Origin of the sequence: Staphylococcus sp. HMSC068G11 (genome assembly GCF_001815825.1) — a bacterium.
GTDB classification, from domain to species: Bacteria; Bacillota; Bacilli; order Staphylococcales; family Staphylococcaceae; genus Staphylococcus; species Staphylococcus epidermidis.
In genome coordinates, this window is sequence record NZ_KV822075.1 from 174,197 (window position 1) to 196,283 (window position 22,087).

20 protein-coding genes and 1 riboswitch are annotated in these 22,087 nt (G+C 33.2%); of the genes, 8 read left to right on the top strand and 12 right to left on the bottom strand.

Features of this window, described 5'->3' with window-relative positions; genetic code table 11:
- Positions 1 to 164 precede the first annotated feature (164 nt).
- Positions 165 to 1,805, top strand: coding sequence for a phospho-sugar mutase (locus tag HMPREF3058_RS05795; RefSeq protein ID WP_002491080.1), 1,641 nt, complete (start codon positions 165 to 167; stop codon positions 1,803 to 1,805).
- A 213-nt stretch (positions 1,806 to 2,018) separates the two neighbouring features.
- Here the strand turns inward: HMPREF3058_RS05795 and galU are convergent, their stop codons facing one another.
- From galU to HMPREF3058_RS05815, 4 genes are all read right to left on the bottom strand, one after another.
- Positions 2,019 to 2,885: a UTP--glucose-1-phosphate uridylyltransferase GalU gene (gene galU / locus HMPREF3058_RS05800; RefSeq protein ID WP_002490646.1), complete on the bottom strand. Its 867-nt coding sequence runs from the start codon at positions 2,883 to 2,885 to the stop codon at positions 2,019 to 2,021.
- A 248-nt stretch (positions 2,886 to 3,133) separates the two neighbouring features.
- A complete protein-coding gene (locus tag HMPREF3058_RS05805) occupies positions 3,134 to 4,492 on the bottom strand; it encodes a gluconate:H+ symporter (protein WP_002491091.1) in 1,359 nt (452 codons plus the stop codon).
- A 49-nt stretch (positions 4,493 to 4,541) separates the two neighbouring features.
- Positions 4,542 to 6,083 carry a gluconokinase gene (gene gntK / locus HMPREF3058_RS05810; RefSeq protein WP_002491042.1) on the bottom strand — a complete coding sequence of 514 codons (1,542 nt, stop codon included), beginning with the start codon at positions 6,081 to 6,083 and terminating at the stop codon, positions 4,542 to 4,544.
- Between the two features lie 23 nt (positions 6,084 to 6,106).
- Positions 6,107 to 6,787 carry a GntR family transcriptional regulator gene (locus HMPREF3058_RS05815; protein ID WP_002491034.1) on the bottom strand — a complete coding sequence of 227 codons (681 nt, stop codon included), beginning with the start codon at positions 6,785 to 6,787 and terminating at the stop codon, positions 6,107 to 6,109.
- A 367-nt stretch (positions 6,788 to 7,154) separates the two neighbouring features.
- Here HMPREF3058_RS05815 and glpT point away from each other — a divergent pair, with 367 nt between their 5' ends.
- On the top strand, positions 7,155 to 8,513 hold the full coding sequence (gene glpT / locus HMPREF3058_RS05820; RefSeq protein ID WP_002477035.1) for a glycerol-3-phosphate transporter: 1,359 nt from the start codon (positions 7,155 to 7,157) through the stop codon (positions 8,511 to 8,513).
- A gap of 157 nt (positions 8,514 to 8,670) precedes the next feature.
- On the opposite strand, the gene HMPREF3058_RS05825 is transcribed toward glpT, so the two are convergent.
- Both HMPREF3058_RS05825 and HMPREF3058_RS05830 read right to left on the bottom strand, forming a co-directional pair.
- Positions 8,671 to 9,387 (bottom strand): MerR family transcriptional regulator, encoded by a 717-nt coding sequence (locus tag HMPREF3058_RS05825; RefSeq protein WP_002499537.1) that lies wholly within the window; start codon positions 9,385 to 9,387, stop codon positions 8,671 to 8,673.
- An 85-nt stretch (positions 9,388 to 9,472) separates the two neighbouring features.
- Positions 9,473 to 10,348, bottom strand: coding sequence for an alpha/beta fold hydrolase (locus tag HMPREF3058_RS05830; RefSeq protein WP_002469056.1), 876 nt, complete (start codon positions 10,346 to 10,348; stop codon positions 9,473 to 9,475).
- A 310-nt stretch (positions 10,349 to 10,658) separates the two neighbouring features.
- Here HMPREF3058_RS05830 and HMPREF3058_RS05835 point away from each other — a divergent pair, with 310 nt between their 5' ends.
- Positions 10,659 to 11,576: a phosphatase PAP2 family protein gene (locus HMPREF3058_RS05835; RefSeq protein WP_002491031.1), complete on the top strand. Its 918-nt coding sequence runs from the start codon at positions 10,659 to 10,661 to the stop codon at positions 11,574 to 11,576.
- Between the two features lie 91 nt (positions 11,577 to 11,667).
- On the opposite strand, the gene HMPREF3058_RS05840 is transcribed toward HMPREF3058_RS05835, so the two are convergent.
- The 6 genes from HMPREF3058_RS05840 to HMPREF3058_RS05865 form a co-directional block, all read right to left on the bottom strand.
- A complete protein-coding gene (locus tag HMPREF3058_RS05840) occupies positions 11,668 to 12,441 on the bottom strand; it encodes a nucleotidyltransferase domain-containing protein (protein ID WP_002491077.1) in 774 nt (257 codons plus the stop codon).
- Positions 12,442 to 12,463: 22 nt separating this feature from the next.
- Positions 12,464 to 13,165, bottom strand: a complete 702-nt coding sequence (locus HMPREF3058_RS05845; protein WP_002438184.1) for a GTP pyrophosphokinase — start codon at positions 13,163 to 13,165, stop codon at positions 12,464 to 12,466.
- A gap of 266 nt (positions 13,166 to 13,431) precedes the next feature.
- Complete coding sequence (locus tag HMPREF3058_RS05850) at positions 13,432 to 13,845, bottom strand: DUF2188 domain-containing protein (RefSeq protein ID WP_002491113.1); 414 nt, start codon at positions 13,843 to 13,845, stop codon at positions 13,432 to 13,434.
- 77 nt (positions 13,846 to 13,922) lie between these two features.
- Positions 13,923 to 15,836 (bottom strand): FUSC family protein, encoded by a 1,914-nt coding sequence (locus HMPREF3058_RS05855; RefSeq protein ID WP_002490644.1) that lies wholly within the window; start codon positions 15,834 to 15,836, stop codon positions 13,923 to 13,925.
- Between the two features lie 161 nt (positions 15,837 to 15,997).
- On the bottom strand, positions 15,998 to 16,288 hold the full coding sequence (locus HMPREF3058_RS05860) for a putative quinol monooxygenase (RefSeq protein WP_002491022.1): 291 nt from the start codon (positions 16,286 to 16,288) through the stop codon (positions 15,998 to 16,000).
- A 153-nt stretch (positions 16,289 to 16,441) separates the two neighbouring features.
- Positions 16,442 to 17,716: a pyruvate MFS transporter gene (locus HMPREF3058_RS05865; RefSeq protein ID WP_002458193.1), complete on the bottom strand. Its 1,275-nt coding sequence runs from the start codon at positions 17,714 to 17,716 to the stop codon at positions 16,442 to 16,444.
- Between the two features lie 492 nt (positions 17,717 to 18,208).
- A riboswitch (TPP riboswitch) is annotated at positions 18,209 to 18,318 on the top strand.
- 69 nt (positions 18,319 to 18,387) lie between these two features.
- On the opposite strand from HMPREF3058_RS05865, the gene HMPREF3058_RS05870 reads away from it, so the two are divergent.
- Genes HMPREF3058_RS05870 through thiF form a run of 5 tightly spaced genes read left to right on the top strand, consistent with a single transcriptional unit; the run spans position 18,388 to position 22,051 of the window.
- The gene (locus HMPREF3058_RS05870; protein WP_077756056.1) at positions 18,388 to 18,987 is read left to right on the top strand and encodes a thiamine phosphate synthase; all 600 of its coding nucleotides are present in this window, start codon (positions 18,388 to 18,390) and stop codon (positions 18,985 to 18,987) included.
- On the top strand, positions 18,980 to 20,098 hold the full coding sequence (gene thiO / locus HMPREF3058_RS05875; RefSeq protein ID WP_002491127.1) for a glycine oxidase ThiO: 1,119 nt from the start codon (positions 18,980 to 18,982) through the stop codon (positions 20,096 to 20,098). Before HMPREF3058_RS05870 ends, thiO begins: the two co-directional genes overlap by 8 nt.
- On the top strand, positions 20,082 to 20,282 hold the full coding sequence (gene thiS, locus HMPREF3058_RS05880) for a sulfur carrier protein ThiS (protein ID WP_002447125.1): 201 nt from the start codon (positions 20,082 to 20,084) through the stop codon (positions 20,280 to 20,282). Before thiO ends, thiS begins: the two co-directional genes overlap by 17 nt.
- A gap of 1 nt (position 20,283) precedes the next feature.
- Positions 20,284 to 21,051 carry a thiazole synthase gene (locus HMPREF3058_RS05885; protein ID WP_002447124.1) on the top strand — a complete coding sequence of 256 codons (768 nt, stop codon included), beginning with the start codon at positions 20,284 to 20,286 and terminating at the stop codon, positions 21,049 to 21,051.
- Between the two features lies 1 nt (position 21,052).
- Complete coding sequence (thiF, locus tag HMPREF3058_RS05890) at positions 21,053 to 22,051, top strand: thiazole biosynthesis adenylyltransferase ThiF (RefSeq protein WP_002491070.1); 999 nt, start codon at positions 21,053 to 21,055, stop codon at positions 22,049 to 22,051.
- Positions 22,052 to 22,087 lie beyond the last annotated feature (36 nt).

Sequence of the window (22,087 nt, forward strand, 5' to 3'; positions counted from 1 at the left end):
ATATTGATGCATTTTGAAGCTAGAAATTTTATAATGTGATTTAAGAAGTATTTTATATGTTGTTTTAAAATAAGCTAAGAACTTTTTATGTTTTCGAAAATAAACGTAAACTAAAAATATAGTATAATGTATATTTTAATTTTAATAAAGAGGAATTTGTAAATATGAAAAATAATTGGATAGATGTATTAGACGAAAGTTTAGTCAAAGATTTTTATAATAATCAAACTCCCGAAGAGCAACAAGAAGGACTCAATACTACACTGTCTTTTGGCACGGCTGGTATTAGAGGGAAATTCGGTTTAGGTGAAGGCCGATTAAATAAGTTCACAGTATCTAAAGTAGCGTTAGGCTTTGCCCACTATTTAACATCAAGTATCGCACATCCTGTCGTCGTCATACATTATGACACAAGGCACTTATCACCTGAATTTGCTCAAATTATCGCTAATATTCTAGCAAGTCATGATATTAAAGTTTATCTTGCTGATACATACAGAACAACACCTGATTTGTCATTTGCAGTCAGATACTTACAGGCTGATGCGGGTGTAATGATTACAGCTAGCCATAATCCTAAAGATTACAACGGAATCAAAGTGTATGGAGAAGATGGTGCACAATTACCAACCGACGCTTCCGCACAATTAAGCACATATATCGATAAATTAGGTCATCCGCTTCATATTAATTTACCTAGTTTAACTACTGAACAACAATCATTAATTCATTCAGTCCCGAGCGAAGTCAGAGAAGATTATTTCAAAAACGTACAAGACTTAGTTGGAACGATTCCACAGTCCGATTTAAAAGTTGTCTTTACAAGCTTGCATGGTACGAGTGTGCCAATTGTACCTGACATTTTATCTTCTCTTAACTTTAATCAATTTGAGTTAGTTGCATCACAATGTGAACCTGATTCAGATTTCAGCTCTGTAGCCAGTGCAAATCCAGAGGATCATAAAGCGTTTGATCAATCGATAGAACTTGCTAATCATATTGATGCTGATTTACTTATTGGCACAGATCCCGATGCAGACCGCTTAGGAATAGTTGAACGTGATGCTGAAGGTAACATCTACTATTACAATGGAAATCAGATTGGTGCACTTTTGTTAAATTATCGCATCAAGCAAACAGAAGGATTGCCTAACAGAATCATGTTCCAATCAATTGTAAGTGGTGGCTTAGCTAAATCTCTTGCTCAATATCATAATGTTAATTTCAAAGAAGTTTTGACAGGTTTTAAATATATCGCAGCTGAAATAAGACATCTGTCTCCTGAACAAAACTTTATTTTTGGCTACGAGGAAAGCTATGGCTTCTTAGCTCGTCCTTTCGTAAGAGATAAAGATGCGATTCAAATCGTGCCATTAATGATTAAGTATGCAGCTGAATTAAAAAATGAAGGACGCATGCTTAAAGATGAATTAGAAGACATTACTCGAAATGTCGGTAACTTTAATGACAAGCTCTTCTCACATACATTTGAAGGTACTCAAGGCAAGGCAAAAATCGAAAATATTATGACTCAATTCAGAAGTGAAACACCTACGGAAATGTGCGGTCTTAAAGTCATTGCAATCGAAGATTTTGAAACAGGTAAAAAGACTGACTTACAAAATGATGAAGTCAGTGATATAACTTTACCTAAAGCGAATGTAATAAAGATATACTTTAATGAAGGATTTATTGCTTTGCGTCCTTCTGGTACAGAACCTAAAATCAAACTTTATGTATCACTTTCTTGTGATCATTTTGACGTAATTGCACAAAAAATGAACGATGCTATATTTAACTCTTAAGTAGAAAAAGATAGAAATGTATTCTCTTTGCAATCTTAATATCGAAATAGAATTAACATGGTTAGTAGAATCTCTAGGTTGAACTCTCGATATTGGGTACTATCCTTTCTAATAATCAAAATTTGATGACAGTGAATACTCAATCCAATCATCCACTATAAATACGTAAAATGCCTGGAACAACTATTTTGTCCCAGGCATTTTTGATTGAATTTAAATATCTAATTGCTTAATGAATGCTTTTAAGTCTTGACTCATTTCTGGATCTTTTAAAGCATATTCAATCGTTGTTTTAACAAATCCTAATTTTTCTCCAACATCATAACGATTACCCTCAAAATCATATGCATACACTTGTTGTTTGCTATTCATTCGTTCAATCGCATCAGTTAATTGAATTTCATTTCCAGCACCTTTTTCTTGTGTTTCAAGATAATCAAAAATTTCTGGTGTTAATACATAACGACCCATGATTGCTAAATTAGACGGGGCAGTACCTTGTTTCGGCTTTTCTACAAATTGACGTACTTCATATCGACTCCCCTCTTTAGCAGAAGGATCAATCACACCATAACGATGTGTATCAGATTCTGGCACTTCTTGAACACCTATCACTGAATGGCCTGTTTCTTCATAAACGTCCATTAATTGTTTAATAGCTGGTGTATCAGACTCTACAATGTCATCTCCTAATAACACTGCAAATGGTTCGTTACCGATAAACTGTTTTGCAGTATGAATTGCATGTCCTAGCCCCTTTTGTTCTTTTTGTCGTACGTAAAAAATATTAGCTAAATCTGTTGAATATTGTACTTTTTCAAGCAGGTCTGCTTTTCCTTTATTTTCAAGAACCATTTCTAATTCTTTTTGATTATCAAAGTGATCTTCAATTGCACGTTTATGCTTACCAGTCACTATAATAATATCTTCAATCCCTGCTTTAGAAGCTTCTTCTACAATATATTGGATTGTTGGTTTATCTAATATTGGTAACATTTCTTTTGGCATCGCCTTTGTTGCTGGTAAAAAACGAGTACCTAAACCAGCGGCAGGAATTATTGCTTTTTTTATCTTTTTCAATCTATAAACTCCTTTACCTATTTACGTAATTAAACTCTTAATAAAGTGTATCACTATTTAAAATGCTTTCATAGTAGCGTTTTTTCACCACAATCTTTTTCAATATTAACATTAACTTAATCAAGAATTGCGTTAGAAATTAAAAATACTCGAAAAGAAATTAACTTTATTTTAAATACATCGGTGACAGACATCCACTGAAAAACACTCGCTATATTTTTAAAATGAGAGCGGCAGGAAATTTTTCTCTATACAAATAAACTAATAAACAAAATAAATAAAATACCTGATACTGAAATAATTGTCTCTAATAACGACCATGTTAAAAATGTTTCTTTAACTGTCAGCCCGAAATATTCTTTAAACATCCAGAATCCTGCATCATTGACGTGAGAGAGAATTACGCTACCTGCGCCTATTGCAAGAACGACCAAAGCAACATTAACATCTGAATGTTCTAAAAGTGGTAACACAATGCCTGTTGTTGATACGGCAGCAACTGTAGCTGATCCTAATGAAACCCTTAAGACTGCAGCTACAATCCATGCTAATAAAATGGGTGACATGCTTGTTCCTTCAAACATCTTAGCGATTGTATCACCTACGCCACCATCGATGAGCACTTGTTTAAATGTACCACCACCACCGATGATGAGTAACATCATACCGATTGGATAAATAGCATGCGTAACTGAATTCATAATGTCTTCCATTTTTCGGTGTTGCTTCATTCCCATCGTAAAGATTGCAAATATCACTGCGATAAGCATTGCAGTACCAGCAGTTCCTATGAAGTAAACAATTTGTTCGAATACATTTTTTGCTTCTTCGTGTCCTGTAATCAGTTGCACAATTGTAGAAATCAACATAAGAATAACAGGTAAAATAGCAGTCAATAAACTTATTCCGAAACTTGGCATCTCTTCTTCTTTAAATTCCTTTTGAGTACCTAAAGAAGAAATATCCCCTTCTCTCGTATACGCTGTTGGAACCATCTTTTGTGCAAATCGATTAAAGAGTGGACCTGAAATAAGTGTTACAGGGATAGCAATAATCATACCATATAACAAAACTTCACCAATGTTCGCTTTAAGCTCTTTAGCGATGACAACGGGTCCAGGGTGCGGTGGTAAGAATCCGTGTGTAACGGATAACGCTGTGACCATTGGTAGTCCTAATTTTAAAATTGATACATTTGCGCGTTTAGCTACTGTAAATACGAGTGGGATTAATAGTACAAGACCTACTTCAAAAAATAGCGCAATACCAACGATAAATGCTGCTATCAACATAGCCCATTGAACATGTTTCTGACCAAACTTTGCAATAAGTGTATCAGCAATACGCGTTGCCCCACCACCATCGGCTAATAATTTACCTAATATCGCACCTAAGCCAAAGATTAAAGCAATGTGACCTAGCGTACTACCCATACCATTTTCAATGGTTTCCATAATTTTGTTAAGTGGCATACCTAATAATAACGCTGTTATTATTGAGGTAATGATTAATGAAATAAATGTATTAAGTTTCAATCCAATAATTAATGTTAATAAGATAATAATTCCTAATACAACACTGATGAGTGGCCAAATCTCTCCAAACATCGCATTCCCCTTCTTTCTCTTGTTTATTATTCATATAATATATAATCAATTAATCACTTAAATGTTCTCGTTGGAAATTCGCAATATCACTGTAGTTCTCAGTCATAGAACGACTAATGTTAATAAAAATGGTGACAAGTTGTTGGTAGATGGCAACTGTTTCTTGGTTAGGTTCATGGGCATGTGTTGTACCAACCATATCTTTAATGACTGAAAAATCATCTATTTCTCCTAGAGCTTTCATTCCAAGTACACATGCACCTAGACATGAACTTTCGTAGCTTTCAGGTACGATTAAGTCTGTATCAAAAATATCTGCCATCATTTGTCGCCAAATTTCACTTTTAGCAAAACCACCCGTCGCTTTAATTGTTGTCGGTGTTTCATTCATCACTTCAATTAATGCCAGATAAACCGTATATAAGTTATACAGTACACCTTCCAATGCTGCACGGATCATATGCTCTTTCTTGTGAGATAATGTCAATCCGAAGAATGAACCCCTTGCGTCAGCATTCCACAATGGTGCGCGCTCTCCAGCTAAATAGGGATGAAAAATCAATCCTTCAGCACCTGGTTTTACTCTGCTCGCAATCTGAGTTAACACATCATAAGGATCGACCCCCAACCTTTTAGCCGTTTCAACTTCACTCGCTAAAATTTCATCTCGTAACCATCTCAAAACGACACCACCATTATTGACGGGACCGCCAATCACATATTGATCTTTATCGAGAATATAACAGAAAATACGCCCCTTCTCGTCTGTTTTTGGCTGATTTATTACCGTACGAATTGCGCCCGATGTGCCAATAGTTACAGCAACTTCACCTTTTTGATAGCTATTTACACCTAAGTTAGATAATACGCCATCGCTCGCTCCGACAATTACAGGCGTTTGTTCATCAATCCCCATCAACGTTGCATAGCGTTTTTTCATTCCAGTTAAAACATGTGTAGTTGGAACAAGTTGAGGTAATTGATTTCTTTCAATACCTAACAATTCTAAAGCCTTATGATCCCAATCTAATTGTTCTAAGTTCATCATACCTGTAGCTGATCCTAAAGAATAATCAATGACGAATCGCTCATATAATTGAAACAGTACGTATGTTTTTAAATCTGCAAACATAGCTGTTTGTTTAAATATTTCCGGTTCCTCATGTCTCATCCAAAAGATTTTTGATAATGGTGACATAGGATGAATCGGTGTACCCGTTCGTTGATACAATTCAAAACCGTCATATGATTTTTCTATTAAATCAGCATAATCATTCGCTCGATTGTCAGCCCATGTGATATTTTCAGTTAAACGTTGATTATCCGCGTTCATAGCAATCAAACTATGCATTTGCGCACTCAAGGAAATAAACTTAATATCTTCTTTTGCGATGCCAGATTCTCTTACAATATATTTAACCGTCATAAGCACAGCATCAAATATTTCATCCGGATTTTCTTCCGACACATCTACGTTTGGTGTATGTAAGTCATAGCCAATATTATGTTTCATTATAAACTTGCCTTTTTCATCATATAGCACAGCTTTCGTACTCGTTGTCCCCATATCTACACCAATCATATATTTCATATTTCATCCCTCTTTTCTATAAATTAACGTAACCAGAATGCTTCAATATTTTCTCCTACATCATCAAAATTTAAATGGAATGCTTTTCTCAATATGGAGGCATCATCGTTCTCAACAGCATCTATAAAAACTTGATGATTACTATGAATTCTATCGAAATCTTTAGGGTCATTTGCCATTCTTTGTCTCATTGAAATGAGTATGAGTGATTCCATAACAGGTTTAAGGTGATTCCAAAACACTTTAAGATACTGATGGTTTGTTGCTTGAATCATCACCTCGTGAAACTCAAAATCATGTTGTGTAAATGCTTCAGCATCCTCAAATTGGACTGCAACCTTCATCATTTCTAATTGCTTTTTCATTTCCTTAACAATATGTTGTGTATCTGTTCCACTTAATTTTGAAAAGGCGAATGATTCGAGCATCAAACGCAAATCATACATTTCCTTTTTCTCTTGATCACCAAAAGGAAGTATCTGTGCGCCCATACGTTCTAATTGAATCAGTTGATCTGTTTGAAGTAACTTAAATGCATCTCTGACTGGTGAACGACTCACATTAAATTGTTGTGCAACTTGATTTTCACTTAGTTGTATATGGGATTCAATTTCGCCATTCACTATTCCTAAACGTAACTCAGCAGCTATTACTTGTCCTGAAGTCATGTTTTCCTTCCACTTTTTCGGATAACCATACGTCACGTTCTATCCACCTCAATTCAATGTCCCTCTACTTGTATACAAGTATGTTAATATACAAATTTTTGTTTTGCAAGCGCTTTCTTTTAGGTGTTTTGACATTTTAAACACAATTCAACAAAATATTTCTTAGAATTATTTACATCCATCTTTGATTCGTTCACTTTCCTTCCTCTCAATACAATTTATAAAATAATGTAAAATACACTTAAACCATACTTACTTATTGCTTGTTTCTTATTATTCAATTATATATTTTATATTTCATAAAAAAATATAATTATATTGACAACGCTTACTTGGATACTTAAAATTTACTCGTAATTATTTTTCAGTTTTATACATCATCATACGATTAGGAGGTTATAACATGTTTAATTTCTTAAAACCAGCTAGACATATCAAATCATTGCCATCAGAAAAAGTAGATGATACGTATAAAAGACTACGCTTTCAAGTCTTTTTAGGAATATTTATCGGTTATGCTGGTTACTATTTATTAAGAAAGAACTTCTCTTTAGCAATGCCTTCATTAATTGAGCAAGGCTTTAGTAAAGGGGAATTAGGTATTGCGTTATCTGCAGTATCTATCGCATATGGCTTTAGTAAATTTGTAATGGGAACTGTCAGCGATCGAAGTAATGCTCGAATGTTCTTAACTTTAGGTTTAGTATTGACAGCAATTATTAACTTATTATTAGGATTTATTCCATTCTTTACTTCAAGCATAACTATAATGTTTATCATGCTGTTTTTAGTTGGTTGGTTCCAAGGAATGGGTTGGCCACCATCTGGACGTGTGTTAGTTCATTGGTTTAGTGTTAGCGAACGCGGAAGCAAAACGTCAATATGGAATGTAGCACATAATGTAGGCGGAGGTTTAATGGCACCTATTGCTACGTGGGGTATTTCCATGACTGCATTATACAACTTCGGTTATTTAAAAGGGTTTGAAGGCGTCTTTATATACCCTGCACTATTGGCTATCATTATCGCTATCTTTTCTTACATACTTATTAGAGATACACCACAATCTCAGGGGTTACCACCAATTGAGCAGTATAAAAATGATTATGCCACTTCAACTAAACAAACAATTGAAACAGAACTAACTACGAAAGAAATATTGTTTAAATATGTACTTAATAACAAATGGGTATGGGCGATTGCTTTTACAAACATTTTCGTTTATTTTGTGCGTTATGGTGTTTTGGACTGGGCACCGACATATTTAAGTGAGGAAAAGCATTTTGATTTAAGTGCTTCAGGTTGGGCTTACTTCTTATACGAATGGGCAGGAATTCCGGGCACACTACTTTGTGGTTATCTATCTGACAAACTATTTAAAGGTCGTCGTGGTCCAGCAGGCTTCTTCTTTATGTTAGGCGTAACAATCTTTATCCTTATATATTGGTTAAATCCACCAGGTCACGCATGGTTAGATAATCTTTCATTAATTGGTATTGGTTTCTTAATTTATGGTCCAGTCATGTTAATTGGTTTACAAGCGTTAGATTATGTTCCTAAAAAAGCAGCTGGCACTGCGGCTGGTCTAACTGGTCTATTTGGATACTTGTTCGGTGCAGTTATGGCTAATATTGTATTAGGGTTTGTAGTTCAACATTTTGGATGGCATATTGGCTTTGTGTTATTAACAGTCATCAGCATACTCGCTATGTTATGTTTCATTTTAACTTGGAATAAACGTGGTCAAGAACAAATCGACTAATATCCTGAGTGTGCTCAATCATTAATTACGATGCGCATATGTCCTATTCAGTCGTGTACTATATATAAAAATAGCCTAAGACTATTCGTCTCAGGCTATTTTTATGCTTTTCGTCATGTAGCACAAATGAATTTTTATTAATATATCCAAATTACATTCATTGCTTAGCAATTTCTACACAATAATGTATTTCGTGACAATCAGGACATTGAAGCTTTCTAGTTTTAGGTGTATGTGATGCTGTTACAAAATTAATGACACTAGGATTAAACACATGGTGGCAATTAGGACAGACATATGAAACATTCTTTTTATACTTTTTTGTTAACCAAAGTGAATACATAGCTACCGCAGGCATCATCGACAAGAAAGGCTTTTTCCTTTTAGTTACAATTGAAGTGATCAAACCACCATATTGTAATGAACCAATCAGAGCTATACTTAACCATAATTTCTTTCTAACATATTTGCGTCTATGAGATTCTTCCATATAAGTAGCTATATCTTGTAAATAATAAATTGGAGATATTGAATTTTGATGAACATAGCGCTGAATTTGCTCTATTTTACGTACCTTGTTTTCTTTAACTGTTATTGACTGTTGTATCTCATGCTTTTTGATTTGAAGAAGAGTGTAAAGCGTCTTCATTGATGAGTCTTCTTGTAATAACACTTTAATTTCTTTAATTGTGCAACCTATTTCCTTAAGAAATAAAATCAGTTCAAGTTTCTCCACTTCCTTATCAGTGTAAAAGCGTCTGTTAGTTTCAGAAGTATAATTTGGCGATAAGATTCCTTGTTTATCGTAGTACTGAATAGTGCGTGTTGACACATGGCATTTATGAGCTATATCTCCTGAAGTATAAATCGACATAGACATCTCACCTCCTAGTCAAAGCATACTCGATAACGTTACGTCATTATCAATAACTTTATTCATTTCTAGACGTCCGGACGTCTTATTTTTTGGAAATCCACGCTTTAATTTCATCTACCACGCCAGTTTGTCCATCCGATTGGGTTTCTAAAACACTCGGGAAATCTATATGACCAATTCCTGGATAAATAACTTCTTTAGTTTCTCCACCTAACGCCTTAAATTTTTCTAACGTAGCTTGAGAATCCGTATAAGGAATAATTTGATCTTCTTTTCCAGACATAAATAATATTTTCGGAAATTGTTTAATCTCATCGATATCTGGTAAATAATCTGTATTAATCGTGTAAATCATATCCGTAATTATAGTTTTAATAGGTGCAATAAATTGTACCAAATCAAGTGCGTTTTCCTTTTGTGCATAAATCGTTTTATCAAGTATATATTGAGGAAGATTTTTTACTGCCTTAATTTCATCTTTTAACACTGCTCGCTTACTCTCACTAGTGAATAATCGTGCTAACATACTCGCATCTGGAGTAATTTTCGCTGCGCTATGTAAATAAATAAGATGAGATACTGGTAATGTATTATACTTAAGTAATCGTGTCGCAATCATTCCTCCCATTGAATAACCAACAATACTCAGTTCTTTTATCTGTTGCTCCTTAACAATTTGCGTTAATACATCATATATACGTGCAGCGTAATCATCTAATGTATGTGTGTCACGATCTAAATCTGAACTTTTACCACGACTTGGACAATTAATAAATATTAATTTGTAATCTCTGAAGTAAGGCTCGAACATCGTCATAATTTTATATGTTAAGAGTGCACCATGAATAAATACAATCACATCATCAGCTTGGCTATCTCCTGCGTAGGCAACTTCACTATATTCCCCCTCAAATTGTTTAAGTGGATAAACTTTAGTTGTAAAATTTTGCTTAATCATATACATCCTCTTATTCTTAATACATTAATTAATATAATAATATCATATAATTAAATTTTTTATAATTATACTAATCATATGTCCATACTCTTTATATTACTACATATTTAAAACTGATTTTTCTATTTAAATAAGTTTAAACAATTTGAATCACATTAATGCGCTTAATAAAAAATTAATATTCCCCTCATACTTAATTAACATTTTATTACTATTCTTAATACTAGGAAACGAACGTTGCTTATAAATAATTTATACGTTTTACACAACATCATTTACATTTTCAACATCTAGGGAGGCACATTATTTTATGGTTATTTCAAAGAAATTAGCATTTACAACTTTAGGTATCTTAATATGTATTCTTTTAAGTTCACCTCTTATCGATCAACAGATTTCAAATCATTTCATGAATCAAGATTCCGTTTTTGGCACACTATTCCAAAACTACGGTTTATTTCCACCTACGCTTGTACTAATTATTTCAACTGTAATTTTAAATTATTATATTTTCACTACATTTCAAAATAAATTAGCTAAAATATTAACATTGCTTATATCTTTCATATTCACCCTAATTAAAACCAATGAATTCGTGTCAGAAACTGCTCAATATATGTTATCTACATCAGAAAACATCAAAAATCATAAGCCAATGGGTATGGCAAATAATGAAGGAAACGCCGGAAATGCTTTATCTTTAGGAATGAGTTTCTTTATTTCTTTGATTATCATTATAATTATCACTTTTATTTGTTATCAGTTTTGGTTAAAACATACAAATAACCAAGAACTTGATCATTTATTCAAAGTTTCACTTATTAGCTTTATGATTTTATTTATTGGATTAGAACTTGTTGATAGCTTGAAACATTTGTGGGGACGTTTTAGACCATATGAAATCACTGGCAAAGCCGGACATTTCACTCACTGGCTCACAATAAATGGAAACACTGGACATAGTTCCTTCCCTTCAGGACATACTGGAAATGGTGCATTTCTAATGTTTATCGCATTTTACTTTAAAAAATTACGCACTCAAAAAATAGTATTTAGTATCGGATTATGTTATAGCATTTTAATGGCATTGAGCAGAATTCGTATTGGTGCACATTTCACTAGTGATGTAACAATGAGCTTGCTTATTATGTTTTCACTCATGGTTATTGCAGATTTTATAATCAATAAAGTTAACATCCTGAATAAAATTCATAGTAATAATTCATAGTTTTTAATATGACAGTATTGTCAATTCTATATAAAAATAATCTTACATATACACATTAAAGCTGAATAAATTAACATGACACCCTGTTATTTTATTCAGCTATTCTTTTATTCATAATAATTTTAACTATATTTTTATATTCATTGTAATGATTAAAGTGATGTTTAATATCAATATATTTTAATACTTCCAAAAAAGAATCGTTTAATATTGCTAATTTTTCATAATACGATTTAGTGTATACTTTATTTAATGTTTCTAACTGCAATTCACTTAATTTACTCCTTCTCCCTTCATATTTAGACCAATCTCCCAAAGAATTGGGTTCTTCAGTCATTTCTAAATACCATAAATGGCAAAGAGAATTAGTCATCATATTAATGGCGTATTGCAGATAAAATAATTCATCTCTTTGATATCTTTTGTAAGACTCTATCAAGTATGCTAAGTACTTATTACAAATATTACATAACCTTTCACTTGTTATATTAGTCGTAACATCAGATTTTTTCTTTAAATCACTTAAAAAGAAATCTTTATCTTTAACAATCAAAATATTGTTAAACCAAATACTGGGCATTAATTCTTGCTTATAAAATATTAAGACATCAATTTTCAAAAGATTTTCTAAGTGTACTATAGCGAATTCATTAGTCTGATTTTCAACAAATAAAATATTATCAAATAAATTAATAAATTCCTTTAAAATTTTACACTTTTTTTGATTAGCTTTAATTATAATTCTTAAATCTATATCTGAAAACTTGTCCGATTCATTTCGAGCAATACTTCCACCGTAAAATGCTCCGAGTATATCATCATCGTATAAAATGTAACTTTCTATTATCTTTCTATATATATTCAATCAACTCACACCTTATAATACGCTACTTCTCTCGATTTGAAATTTCTGAATGTATTTGTTGCATTTTACTTTCTACATTTGTAATTTCTGATGCACATTGCTCTAATAATCCTTTATATTTTTCAGTGTCTGTATCATTTTTATAACGAATTTTGTGTTCTAAACTTGCCCACATATCCATGCCGATTGTACGAATTTGTATTTCTACTGGTGTTACTTCTACTGAATCTGCTAAAAACACTGGAATAGATACGACGATATGTAAACTTCGATAGCCGTTTTCTTTAGGATGTGTGATATAATCTTTACGTTTTAATAATTTAACATCTTCTTGTCTTAATAACATTTTTTCAATGACATAAACATCGTCTAAATAGTTACATACGACACGTATACCAGCAATATCCATAATGTTATCTTTAGCACTTTGTGCACTTACTTCAAATCCTTTACGATTCAACTTTTTAACTAAACTGTGCATCTCTTTTACTCGTCGTTCCATATGATGAATTGGATTGTGTTTATATTGATAGTTAAAGTTATCATCTAAAATACTTAATTTTGTACTTATTTCTTTAAGTGCTGAAGAATATAGGTGGTCCAGTTCCACAAATCCAACTAATGTATTAAATGCTTCATCATCATCTTTAAAATGTTTTAAGCTATTTTTGAATTCGTCTCGTAAATCTTCGATATAAAGTGCAGGCTTTCTCTCTACATACATCTTTCTCAACCTCCGATTTCTTTTCAAACCCATTATAGCGAATTAAAATTTAATATAGAAATTTTATGTCATATTACAGTTGTATCATATATCATTTATAGATAAAAAAACTGAGACAACAATAATTGTCTCAGGTAACATTCATTCATGCTTTTAATCATCGATAAGTCAATTTCATATATTTATTAGCTTTTATATTACAATACCAAATGTTTATATGAGGTTATCACTTCAACATAAATTCATCGCCATTACTTTGTTTAAAATCACTCATCTTTTCGATGCTCAATCACTTTGGTACCTTTATTCTCTGCGATATGTTGTGCACGGTTAACTGCTTCAGATTTTGTATCAAATGTATCTGAAGCTCGTTTAGCCTCTGTAGATTTTGCTTTCCATAACTGATCTTCATAATATACATGAACATTTTCTTCGTTAAGTTTAGGATTAGCTGATTCATCTTCTTGATGTTGCGTGATATGTTTGTTTTTTAACGTCTCTAATTCTTCTTTTGAAGCATGTTGATACCATTTTTCAGCTTGATTTGTAGCAATGGGTATCACATCAGATTCTTTATAGCCATCTTTGAGCATCGCATTACCAATATCAATCGCTTTTTTCCGTTCGAGTTCTTCAAAGTTTTTCCAACTTTGAGGATAATCTTGCATCGTCCAAGGCATCGTCTTACCTCCTCAATAATTTACTACACCTTACCACTAAATTTGTTTAATTAAACAATACGAGACATCTGTACTAATTAATCTTTTGTGATGGCCTGACGTTGTTCAGCACAATTACGTTGTATATTCATAAGGGAAGCACGGATGTAATTGTATTGAGGTAATGCTTGCATGTCTCTAAGATTTAAATCTGCTTGAAATTGGAAATGCTTAGCTATATTTTCAAATACAACTAAATATTCACCCATTAAATCATCATTTATTGTTTGTCGGTGTTTATTATTCATGGCACGCTCTAGCATAAAACTTATTTCCTCTAGAGCAAATATACTTGGATAGTAATACCTTACCGCTTCTTTATTACTAAACAATTCACCATTCGCTGAATTGTAAATCTGTGTCACATTACTGATTTTGACGTTTAAATTTAAACTTTCTACCCTATCACGTTCATTCGTTTCTTGTTTATTTTTTGAAAATAAATAATGAAATAAAATACCTTCTTTACGTACCAATTCGGCAATAGCATCAGATAACATTGAGGATGCAGTTTTACGCGCGAGTATGAATATACCAATAACTGCAATAGCTATACCTATTAGAACGTCAATAATTCGAGTGTATGCTATCTCAATATTTAAATTTTGAGAGGCTAGACCATTGAGCATAATGACCTGTGTCGTAATAAAAATAACTGCAAATGCATAGTTAGATGCCACAAACGCTTCCGTCATCATGGCTGAAAATCCCATAATGATAATAGCGAAAATAGGATCGATATGAAATGCCAAGATTCCCGACAAAACAATAGTCCCTATTATTGTTCCAATACCTCTAGCAATTGACCTGTCTAACGTACGAATCGTTGTCACATTACCTAACATGATGGTATGCGCTGACAATGGCACCCAATACGCTTTTTGAATGTTAAATGCTAGAGCAATAAATATAGCCACTGCCATAATAACTGTATATTGCAAAGCATTTCTAAATACAATTGAGTCGAAAGTTAGATTTTGATATATTCGCTTGCTATATAAAGGCTTACGAATATCTGCTTCATATTTAATTTGATTATCGTTTGCGTGAATCATTTCATCTATTTTCAAAATATGATCCATTAAATTTTGAAATTCTGGTGCTACATCAACAACTTTTGACCACGGTCGATATTGTTTAGGTTGTTGAACACTTTTAATAATATGATCCATCATTTCAACTAAGTCATTTGGTAATGGACGAATATGATTTTCATTGAGTTCTAGTAATTCTGAATATATCCCTTGTGCTGATGTGTGTAATAAAATTAATTTCTGAAACCTTTTACTTAATTTTCCATTACCACCTGATGTTGAAGTAATTAAAAGTTTTTCAGAATTTCTAAATTCTGTAACAGCATTTCGAGCATATGCTTTGAAATCCTCTGGCTCATCAAAATGATGTAGCAAGTTATGTAATGTTTTAAAATCCGCATGAATTGCTCTGTCTTCTGCTTTCTCTTTAGCAAATATGATTGTTAAAATTACTGTTATGGTTGCCAACATACCACCAATGAGAATTGCAGATCCACGTAAAAGCGCTTCTTCTGGGGCTATCGGTAAGTTTATAGATAAGCAAAACGTTACTAAAAAGAATGTCGATGATGGACCAGCGATTTTTAGCGCATTAAACGTATAATATGGGATTGTAACAACAATCAGTAATAGTAATCCAAATAAAATAGGCTGAGATACTGTTAAGGTGCCAAGAATCATGCAAATAGTAAATGATAGTGAACATGTGATGACTGTTTTTAACATAGATTGCGGTGATCCACTAAAAACGTAGACATGTGCTAGCGTACCTGTTGATATTAAAATACCAAACATAGGGAATCCTAATAAGTAACCTATCAATGCTGGTAGTATCATTAAAAATCCTTGTCGTATTCCTTTAGCTATATCAATCTTTGAACGGTCGAAGTGTATCAAAGAGTTAATGATTTGTTGCATCCCAATCTTCCTTTCTCTAACATCCCACAAATTCAATTAAAAAAGGACAGAACATATACTTCATACATTTATTGTTCTGCCCTTCATCAGCATTGTTGAGAATTATGATATTTAGTTATTATTTTATCACATTGTCACTTTAGAGTAAGTACAGATTGTGATTATAATTGAATAGGTTGACTTACATCAATTTGAGGTTCTTCAATTAAATATTGACTAATATTATCACTAAAAACTTTAAAGTAATCTGATTGATTGTGTGCTTGAACCGCTTGTTCGTCTTTATAGTTTTCAACTACGACAAAGACATTTTTCTCAGTTACATCTTCGTAATGATGATAGAATAAATTACCTTCTTCTTTTCTAGAATTTATGACTAATTCCTTCATAAGTTTTAGATAATCTTCGCGTTTGTTACCATCGATTTTTAATTTTGCGTTAATAATAATCATTTTAGTCAACTCCTATACATATTAATTATAAGTTTAGCAGTTTATAACTGATTAAAAAAACAATTCGCTTATCGCTTCCATGTTCTATACCACATAATAAAAGAATAAACACACGCAATGATATGAATGTCATTGCATGTGTTTCAAAAAATATTATTTATTAACATGTTCTTCACTAACAACAAGAGGTTTATCTGGTTTAACGAAGAACCATAAAATTGCTGCTATAATAGCCGGAACGATTAAGAGTTGTAATGTCATTGACCATCCTAAATGATCTACAACAATTCCTGCAAGTAAAGGACTAATAAGTGCGCCAACATTTCCCCATAAGTTCATCCAACCTGACACAGTTCCAGAGAAATTACGACCTAAGTCAGTGGCTGCAGCCCAACTCATTCCCATAGAAATACCTACGCCACCTAAACAAAGTGATAACCAGAAAATGGTTACATATAAGTTGTCTGTATGTACTGCTAAGAAAATTGAAATTGAGAATACCACAAATCCCGCAATCGCAATTACGCCACGTGCAACAAAACGTGATTGACCTGTATTCAAAATCTTGTCTGAAATAGCTCCAGCAAATAAAATTAAGAAGAACATAAATAACCAAGGTAATGCACTGATAGTCATTTCTTTGAAATTCACATGATATTGTTCAGTTAAATATGTTGGTAACCATATTAGGAACAATGCGATAACAAACTGAACTACAAAGTATTGCAATGCGATTGCGTAAAAACTGAAATGACTTAAAAAACGTTTCCACGGTGGTAAAGATTTCTCAGTCGCGACAATATCACGATTTTGAGTAATAAATCTTTTCTCGGCATCGTTTACCATTTTATGTTGTTCTGGTAAGTCTTTAGCAATAATTGCCCAAAGAACTGCCATTAAAATTCCTACAACCCCGAAAATGTAGAAAACGGCTTGCCAGTTAAAAGCGTTGACAATGGCTATCGTGATGATAGGTGCTAAAACTGGACCAAAATAAGAACCTGCTAACAACGCACTAGATGCACGACCTTTTTCATTTTTAGCGAACCAAAAAGAGTTAAAAACCGCATTGGATGGATACATTGGCGCTTCACCAACACCAAATAAGAATCTAATAAAGTAAAGTAAACCATGGTGTTTAATCATCCCTGTTAAGATAGTAAATGCACTCCACCAAACTAAAGCGACAGTAATCATTTTACGTGGTCCAAACTTCTCTGCTAACATTCCCGAAGGTACTTGCATTAATGCATATCCCAGGGAGAAAAATGATGCTAATAAACCAAATTGTGTCTTAGTTAACCCCAAATCTTTCATCATCGGTACTGCAATATAAGATATGTTAGATCGATCCATGTAAGCAATAACCCCAATAAAGAAGAACCCTATTGCAAAATACCAACGAACATTACTACGTTTTTCTTTCATATTTGTTTCCTACTTCCATTTGTATTCTGTTGTTTCTTATTATGATGTCGTTATGTTTCAGAAATCCCCTCTGGTGACTGTTTTAACTTCAATTTTTAAAACAACTATTAAGTTGTAGCGCTACAATTTTTTATTAATATAGCACGTAGTGTAAACGGTTACAATACTTTTTGTGAATTTTTTTTGAACTTTTTAAAATTTTTTGTGTATTTTAGATGCATCTTACACCTTTATATCTTTTACCGCGCCCCTTACACCCTATTCTCACAATATACTAGCAATCATTAGTTATTGATTTTTAAAGATGGTTTCTAAATATGTACTTGGCAAATTAAAGTTTAAAAATGATTCACAAATGATGATAATAACTTTTAAATGAATACGATATCTACAAATTACTTAATAGAAATTGTAAAGAAATTTGAAGTCTTTTATTAAAGGTAGTAAAATATTGTAAACGAAACATTTAATATCTTGTAAATTAATTTCATATTTAACCACTGGAAGTGCCTTTGTTTAAGGCTGAGAGTAAAGAACTGACTTTATAATTCCTGGAACCTGATCCAGTTCATACTGGCGTAGGGAAGTGGCGACGCTCAATTTTATGAAGTCATACTAAAGCTCAACGCTATTTCCCAATTTAAGGGAAATAGCGTTTTTTTATTGTAGAAATTGGGGGGATATTTATATTTATTGCGATTACACATCATAAACAACTGACTAGGGACGATTTACAGCATTATAAACATATCGAAGAAGCTATTGATGGCTTGTTATTTCGCACTTCCATGAATAACGAAGAAAACAAGGACATGATTCAATCTTTACTTCAATTGGGTTTTAGTAAAGATAAAATAATTATTCACAGTGATACGACACTATTAGAGGAATTAAATCTTAAACGTATTCATTTTAAGAGTAATGATACAACTGCTTTCGCATATAAAGCAGCACATCCTGATATTTATGTAAGTATGTCTACACATGACGTTGAAACAGTAAAACGATGTTATGAAAATAATTTAGATTATGTCTTTTTGGGGCACATTTTTCCGACCGCTTCACATCCAGATACGCCACCACGTTCTAAAAAGACCATTCAACAAGCATTAGATGTTCCTATCCCTATTTATGCTATTGGTGGTATCAATGAACATTCGATTCAAAAGATGCCACCTGGATTTAAAGGTATATGTGCCATATCATATTTTAACAATGCTTCACTAGAAGAAATTAAACAATTAAGAAAGGAGTGGTCTACTCATGCATGATGTACTAATCATTGGTTCAGGAGTTATTGGTATGTCAATTGCAAGACACCTCAGTGCAACACACTTAGATGTTGCAGTCATAGATAGAGATGTACCTGGAAAGCATGCGTCATATAAAGCTGGAGGTATGCTTGGCGCACAAAATGAATTTACAAAGGATAGTGACTTGTTTCAATTAGCCATCGAATCTCGTGCTATGTTTCCACAATTAAGTAAATCATTATTAGATGAAACAGGCATAGACATTCAATTTAAAAATTCAGGACTTATCAAAATTGCTAATGAACACGATGATATCTCATCTATAAGACGACAATATCAATTTCTGAATAGTCAAGACCGTAGTGTCAAACAATTATCAGATGATGACTTGCTACAACTTACACATGGTGAAGTTAAACCTTCATACGCGGCCATTCATATACCGCATGATGGTCAAATTAATGCACATCATTACACACTGGCATTATTAGAATCATTGAAGTTAAGAGAGATTAAGCGTTATGCGTCTACAGAGGTCACTTCAATAGAACGGCATAATGGCTATTATTCAGTGAAAACCAATCAATCTTCAACAATTGAAGCGCACAAAGTTATCGTTGCAGGTGGCGCATGGTCTTCACAATTATTAACACAATATCATTTACAACGACAAGTGATTGGCGTTAAAGGAGAAGTCATCTTATTAGAAAATAACGATCTTGCACTTACTGAAACATTATTTATGACTAATGGTTGTTACATCGTTCCAAAACAACCCAATCGTTTTTTAATTGGTGCGACGAGTGAATTTAATAATTATTCTGTCGGTACTACAGATGAAGGTATGGATTGGCTTCTTCACCATGCATATCATCGTGTACCTCAACTAAAAGACAGTCATATACTGAAGAAATGGTCAGGAGTAAGACCATACACAGAAAAAGAAATGCCAGTCATGGATCAAATTGATGATGGCTTATACGTGATAAGTGGTCATTATCGAAACGGAATATTATTGTCACCTATTATCGGTCGTGACATTGCCAATTGGCTAATTTCTGGTATTAAACCATCACGTTATTCAAGTTTTACAGTTACAAGGAGGAATAATCATGAAGTGTATCATTAATGGCGACCTCTTCACTTTCGATCAGGATCAATCGATACAAGAGGTTTTACATTCACTTGAGTTAGACCCAAAACGAGTGATTGTTGAACTAAACAAAGAACTTATCAAGCAAGACAAATATGAAGAATATACTGTAAGAGAAGACGACAGATTAGAATTACTAGAAATTGTTGGAGGCGGTTAATATGTTTAAAATAGGAAATTTAGAATTACAATCTCGTTTACTTTTAGGTACTGGAAAATTTGAAAATGAAGAGGTTCAATCAAAAGCAATTGAGGCATCTGAAACAAATGTACTTACATTTGCAGTAAGACGGATGAATTTATATGATCGTAACCTACCTAACCCACTTGCAAACGTTAATTTAAAAGATTTTATCACTTTTCCAAATACTGCAGGTGCCAAAACAGCTCAAGAAGCTATCAGAATTGCTGAAATTGCTAGTCACGCAGGTGTATGTGACATGATTAAAGTCGAAGTCATTGGCGATGACGAAACATTATTACCTGACCCATTCGAAACATACGAGGCATGCAAAGTATTGTTAGAAAAGGGCTACATTGTTTGTCCTTACATCTCTAATGATTTAGTTTTAGCTCAACGTTTGGAAAAATTGGGTGTACACGCAGTCATGCCACTTGCATCTCCTATTGGCACAGGTAGAGGTATTAATAACCCATTAAATTTAAGTTATATTATCGAAAATGCTAGTGTCCCTGTCATCGTAGATGCTGGTATTGGTTCCCCTAAAGATGCGTGTCATGCCATGGAGCTTGGCGCAGATGGTATTTTACTCAACACAGCCATTTCAGCAGCAAAAGATCCTGTGAAAATGGCTGAAGCAATGAAATTAGGTATAAATGCCGGCAGACTTTCATATGAAGCTGGACGCATTCCTGTTAAGTATACTGCACAAGCATCTAGTCCATCAGAAGGTTTAGGGTTCTTGTAAAATGTCGCGTTATGAACGTCAAACACGCTTTGCACCATTTGGAGAAGAGGGACAGCAAAAGCTATCTACCTCTCAAATACTTATTTTTGGTGCTGGTGCTTTAGGAAGCCATATTGTAGATCAACTCGCACGCATGGGGGCTCATCATATTGCAATTGTCGATATGGATATTGTTGAAATTTCAAATTTACATCGACAAACACTCTTCGATGAAGAAGACGCACATACTTTAATATCCAAAGTAGAAGCAATCAAGCATAAGGTTAATCAAATTAATACAAATGTCAATCTAACAACTTATGATTTAGAAGTTACTTCATCAAATATCGAAAATTTGATAAAAAATGTCGAACCAGACATCATCATTGATGGCATGGATAACTTCAAAATACGATACCTGATTAATGAGGTTTGTCACAAGCATCAAATCCCATGGGTTTATGGTGCAGCTGTTGGTAGTAAAGGATCAGTATATGGAATAGATTACCAAGGACCATGTCTAAAATGTTTATTGCAAACAATTCCTGACACAGGGGAAAGTTGCGCTATTAATGGCGTACTTCCCCCTGTTATATCAATGATTGCAAGCTATGAAGTAGCAGAGGCCGTACGTTATCTTTCAGGAAAAGGATTTTCTAAGCAATTAATCACTATCGATGCATTTAATATTAATTATAAGTCAATGAATGTAGATGCACTCAAAAATGAAGATTGCCCAGTGTGTGAAAAACATGAATATACGTTACTAGAAAGCCAACAAGAACGTACTATTGAGGACTTGTGTGGGAATGCTTATTTATTTAGATTTCCACCTAAAGCTTTTAAACACGCTGCCCATTTCCCTGGAAATATGGTGAAATCTACTTCCTTTGCCAAATTAATTCAATATCAAACTTATGAATTCACCTTGTTTAAAGATGGTCGTATGAATGCATATGGTATACACAATGATGAAGAAGCACATCACCTATACAATACGTTGTTAAAATCCATACGCTAATTAAAGTAAGATTGTTACCCTTTCAACCTGTTTCTT

Coding starts and splice junctions, on each gene's coding strand:
- thiF (WP_002491070.1), top strand. CDS start 21,053: ATGTCGCGTTATGAACGTCAAACACGCTTTGCACCATTTGGAGAAGAG.
- HMPREF3058_RS05865 (WP_002458193.1), bottom strand. CDS start 17,716: ATGAAAGAAAAACGTAGTAATGTTCGTTGGTATTTTGCAATAGGGTTC.
- HMPREF3058_RS05885 (WP_002447124.1), top strand. CDS start 20,284: ATGTTTAAAATAGGAAATTTAGAATTACAATCTCGTTTACTTTTAGGT.
- HMPREF3058_RS05825 (WP_002499537.1), bottom strand. CDS start 9,387: ATGTCGATTTATACTTCAGGAGATATAGCTCATAAATGCCATGTGTCA.
- thiO (WP_002491127.1), top strand. CDS start 18,980: ATGCATGATGTACTAATCATTGGTTCAGGAGTTATTGGTATGTCAATT.
- glpT (WP_002477035.1), top strand. CDS start 7,155: ATGTTTAATTTCTTAAAACCAGCTAGACATATCAAATCATTGCCATCA.
- HMPREF3058_RS05860 (WP_002491022.1), bottom strand. CDS start 16,288: ATGATTATTATTAACGCAAAATTAAAAATCGATGGTAACAAACGCGAA.
- HMPREF3058_RS05830 (WP_002469056.1), bottom strand. CDS start 10,348: ATGATTAAGCAAAATTTTACAACTAAAGTTTATCCACTTAAACAATTT.
- HMPREF3058_RS05845 (WP_002438184.1), bottom strand. CDS start 13,165: ATGTATGTAGAGAGAAAGCCTGCACTTTATATCGAAGATTTACGAGAC.
- HMPREF3058_RS05855 (WP_002490644.1), bottom strand. CDS start 15,836: ATGCAACAAATCATTAACTCTTTGATACACTTCGACCGTTCAAAGATT.
- HMPREF3058_RS05850 (WP_002491113.1), bottom strand. CDS start 13,845: ATGCCTTGGACGATGCAAGATTATCCTCAAAGTTGGAAAAACTTTGAA.
- HMPREF3058_RS05805 (WP_002491091.1), bottom strand. CDS start 4,492: ATGTTTGGAGAGATTTGGCCACTCATCAGTGTTGTATTAGGAATTATT.
- gntK (WP_002491042.1), bottom strand. CDS start 6,083: ATGAAATATATGATTGGTGTAGATATGGGGACAACGAGTACGAAAGCT.
- HMPREF3058_RS05835 (WP_002491031.1), top strand. CDS start 10,659: ATGGTTATTTCAAAGAAATTAGCATTTACAACTTTAGGTATCTTAATA.
- thiS (WP_002447125.1), top strand. CDS start 20,082: ATGAAGTGTATCATTAATGGCGACCTCTTCACTTTCGATCAGGATCAA.
- HMPREF3058_RS05795 (WP_002491080.1), top strand. CDS start 165: ATGAAAAATAATTGGATAGATGTATTAGACGAAAGTTTAGTCAAAGAT.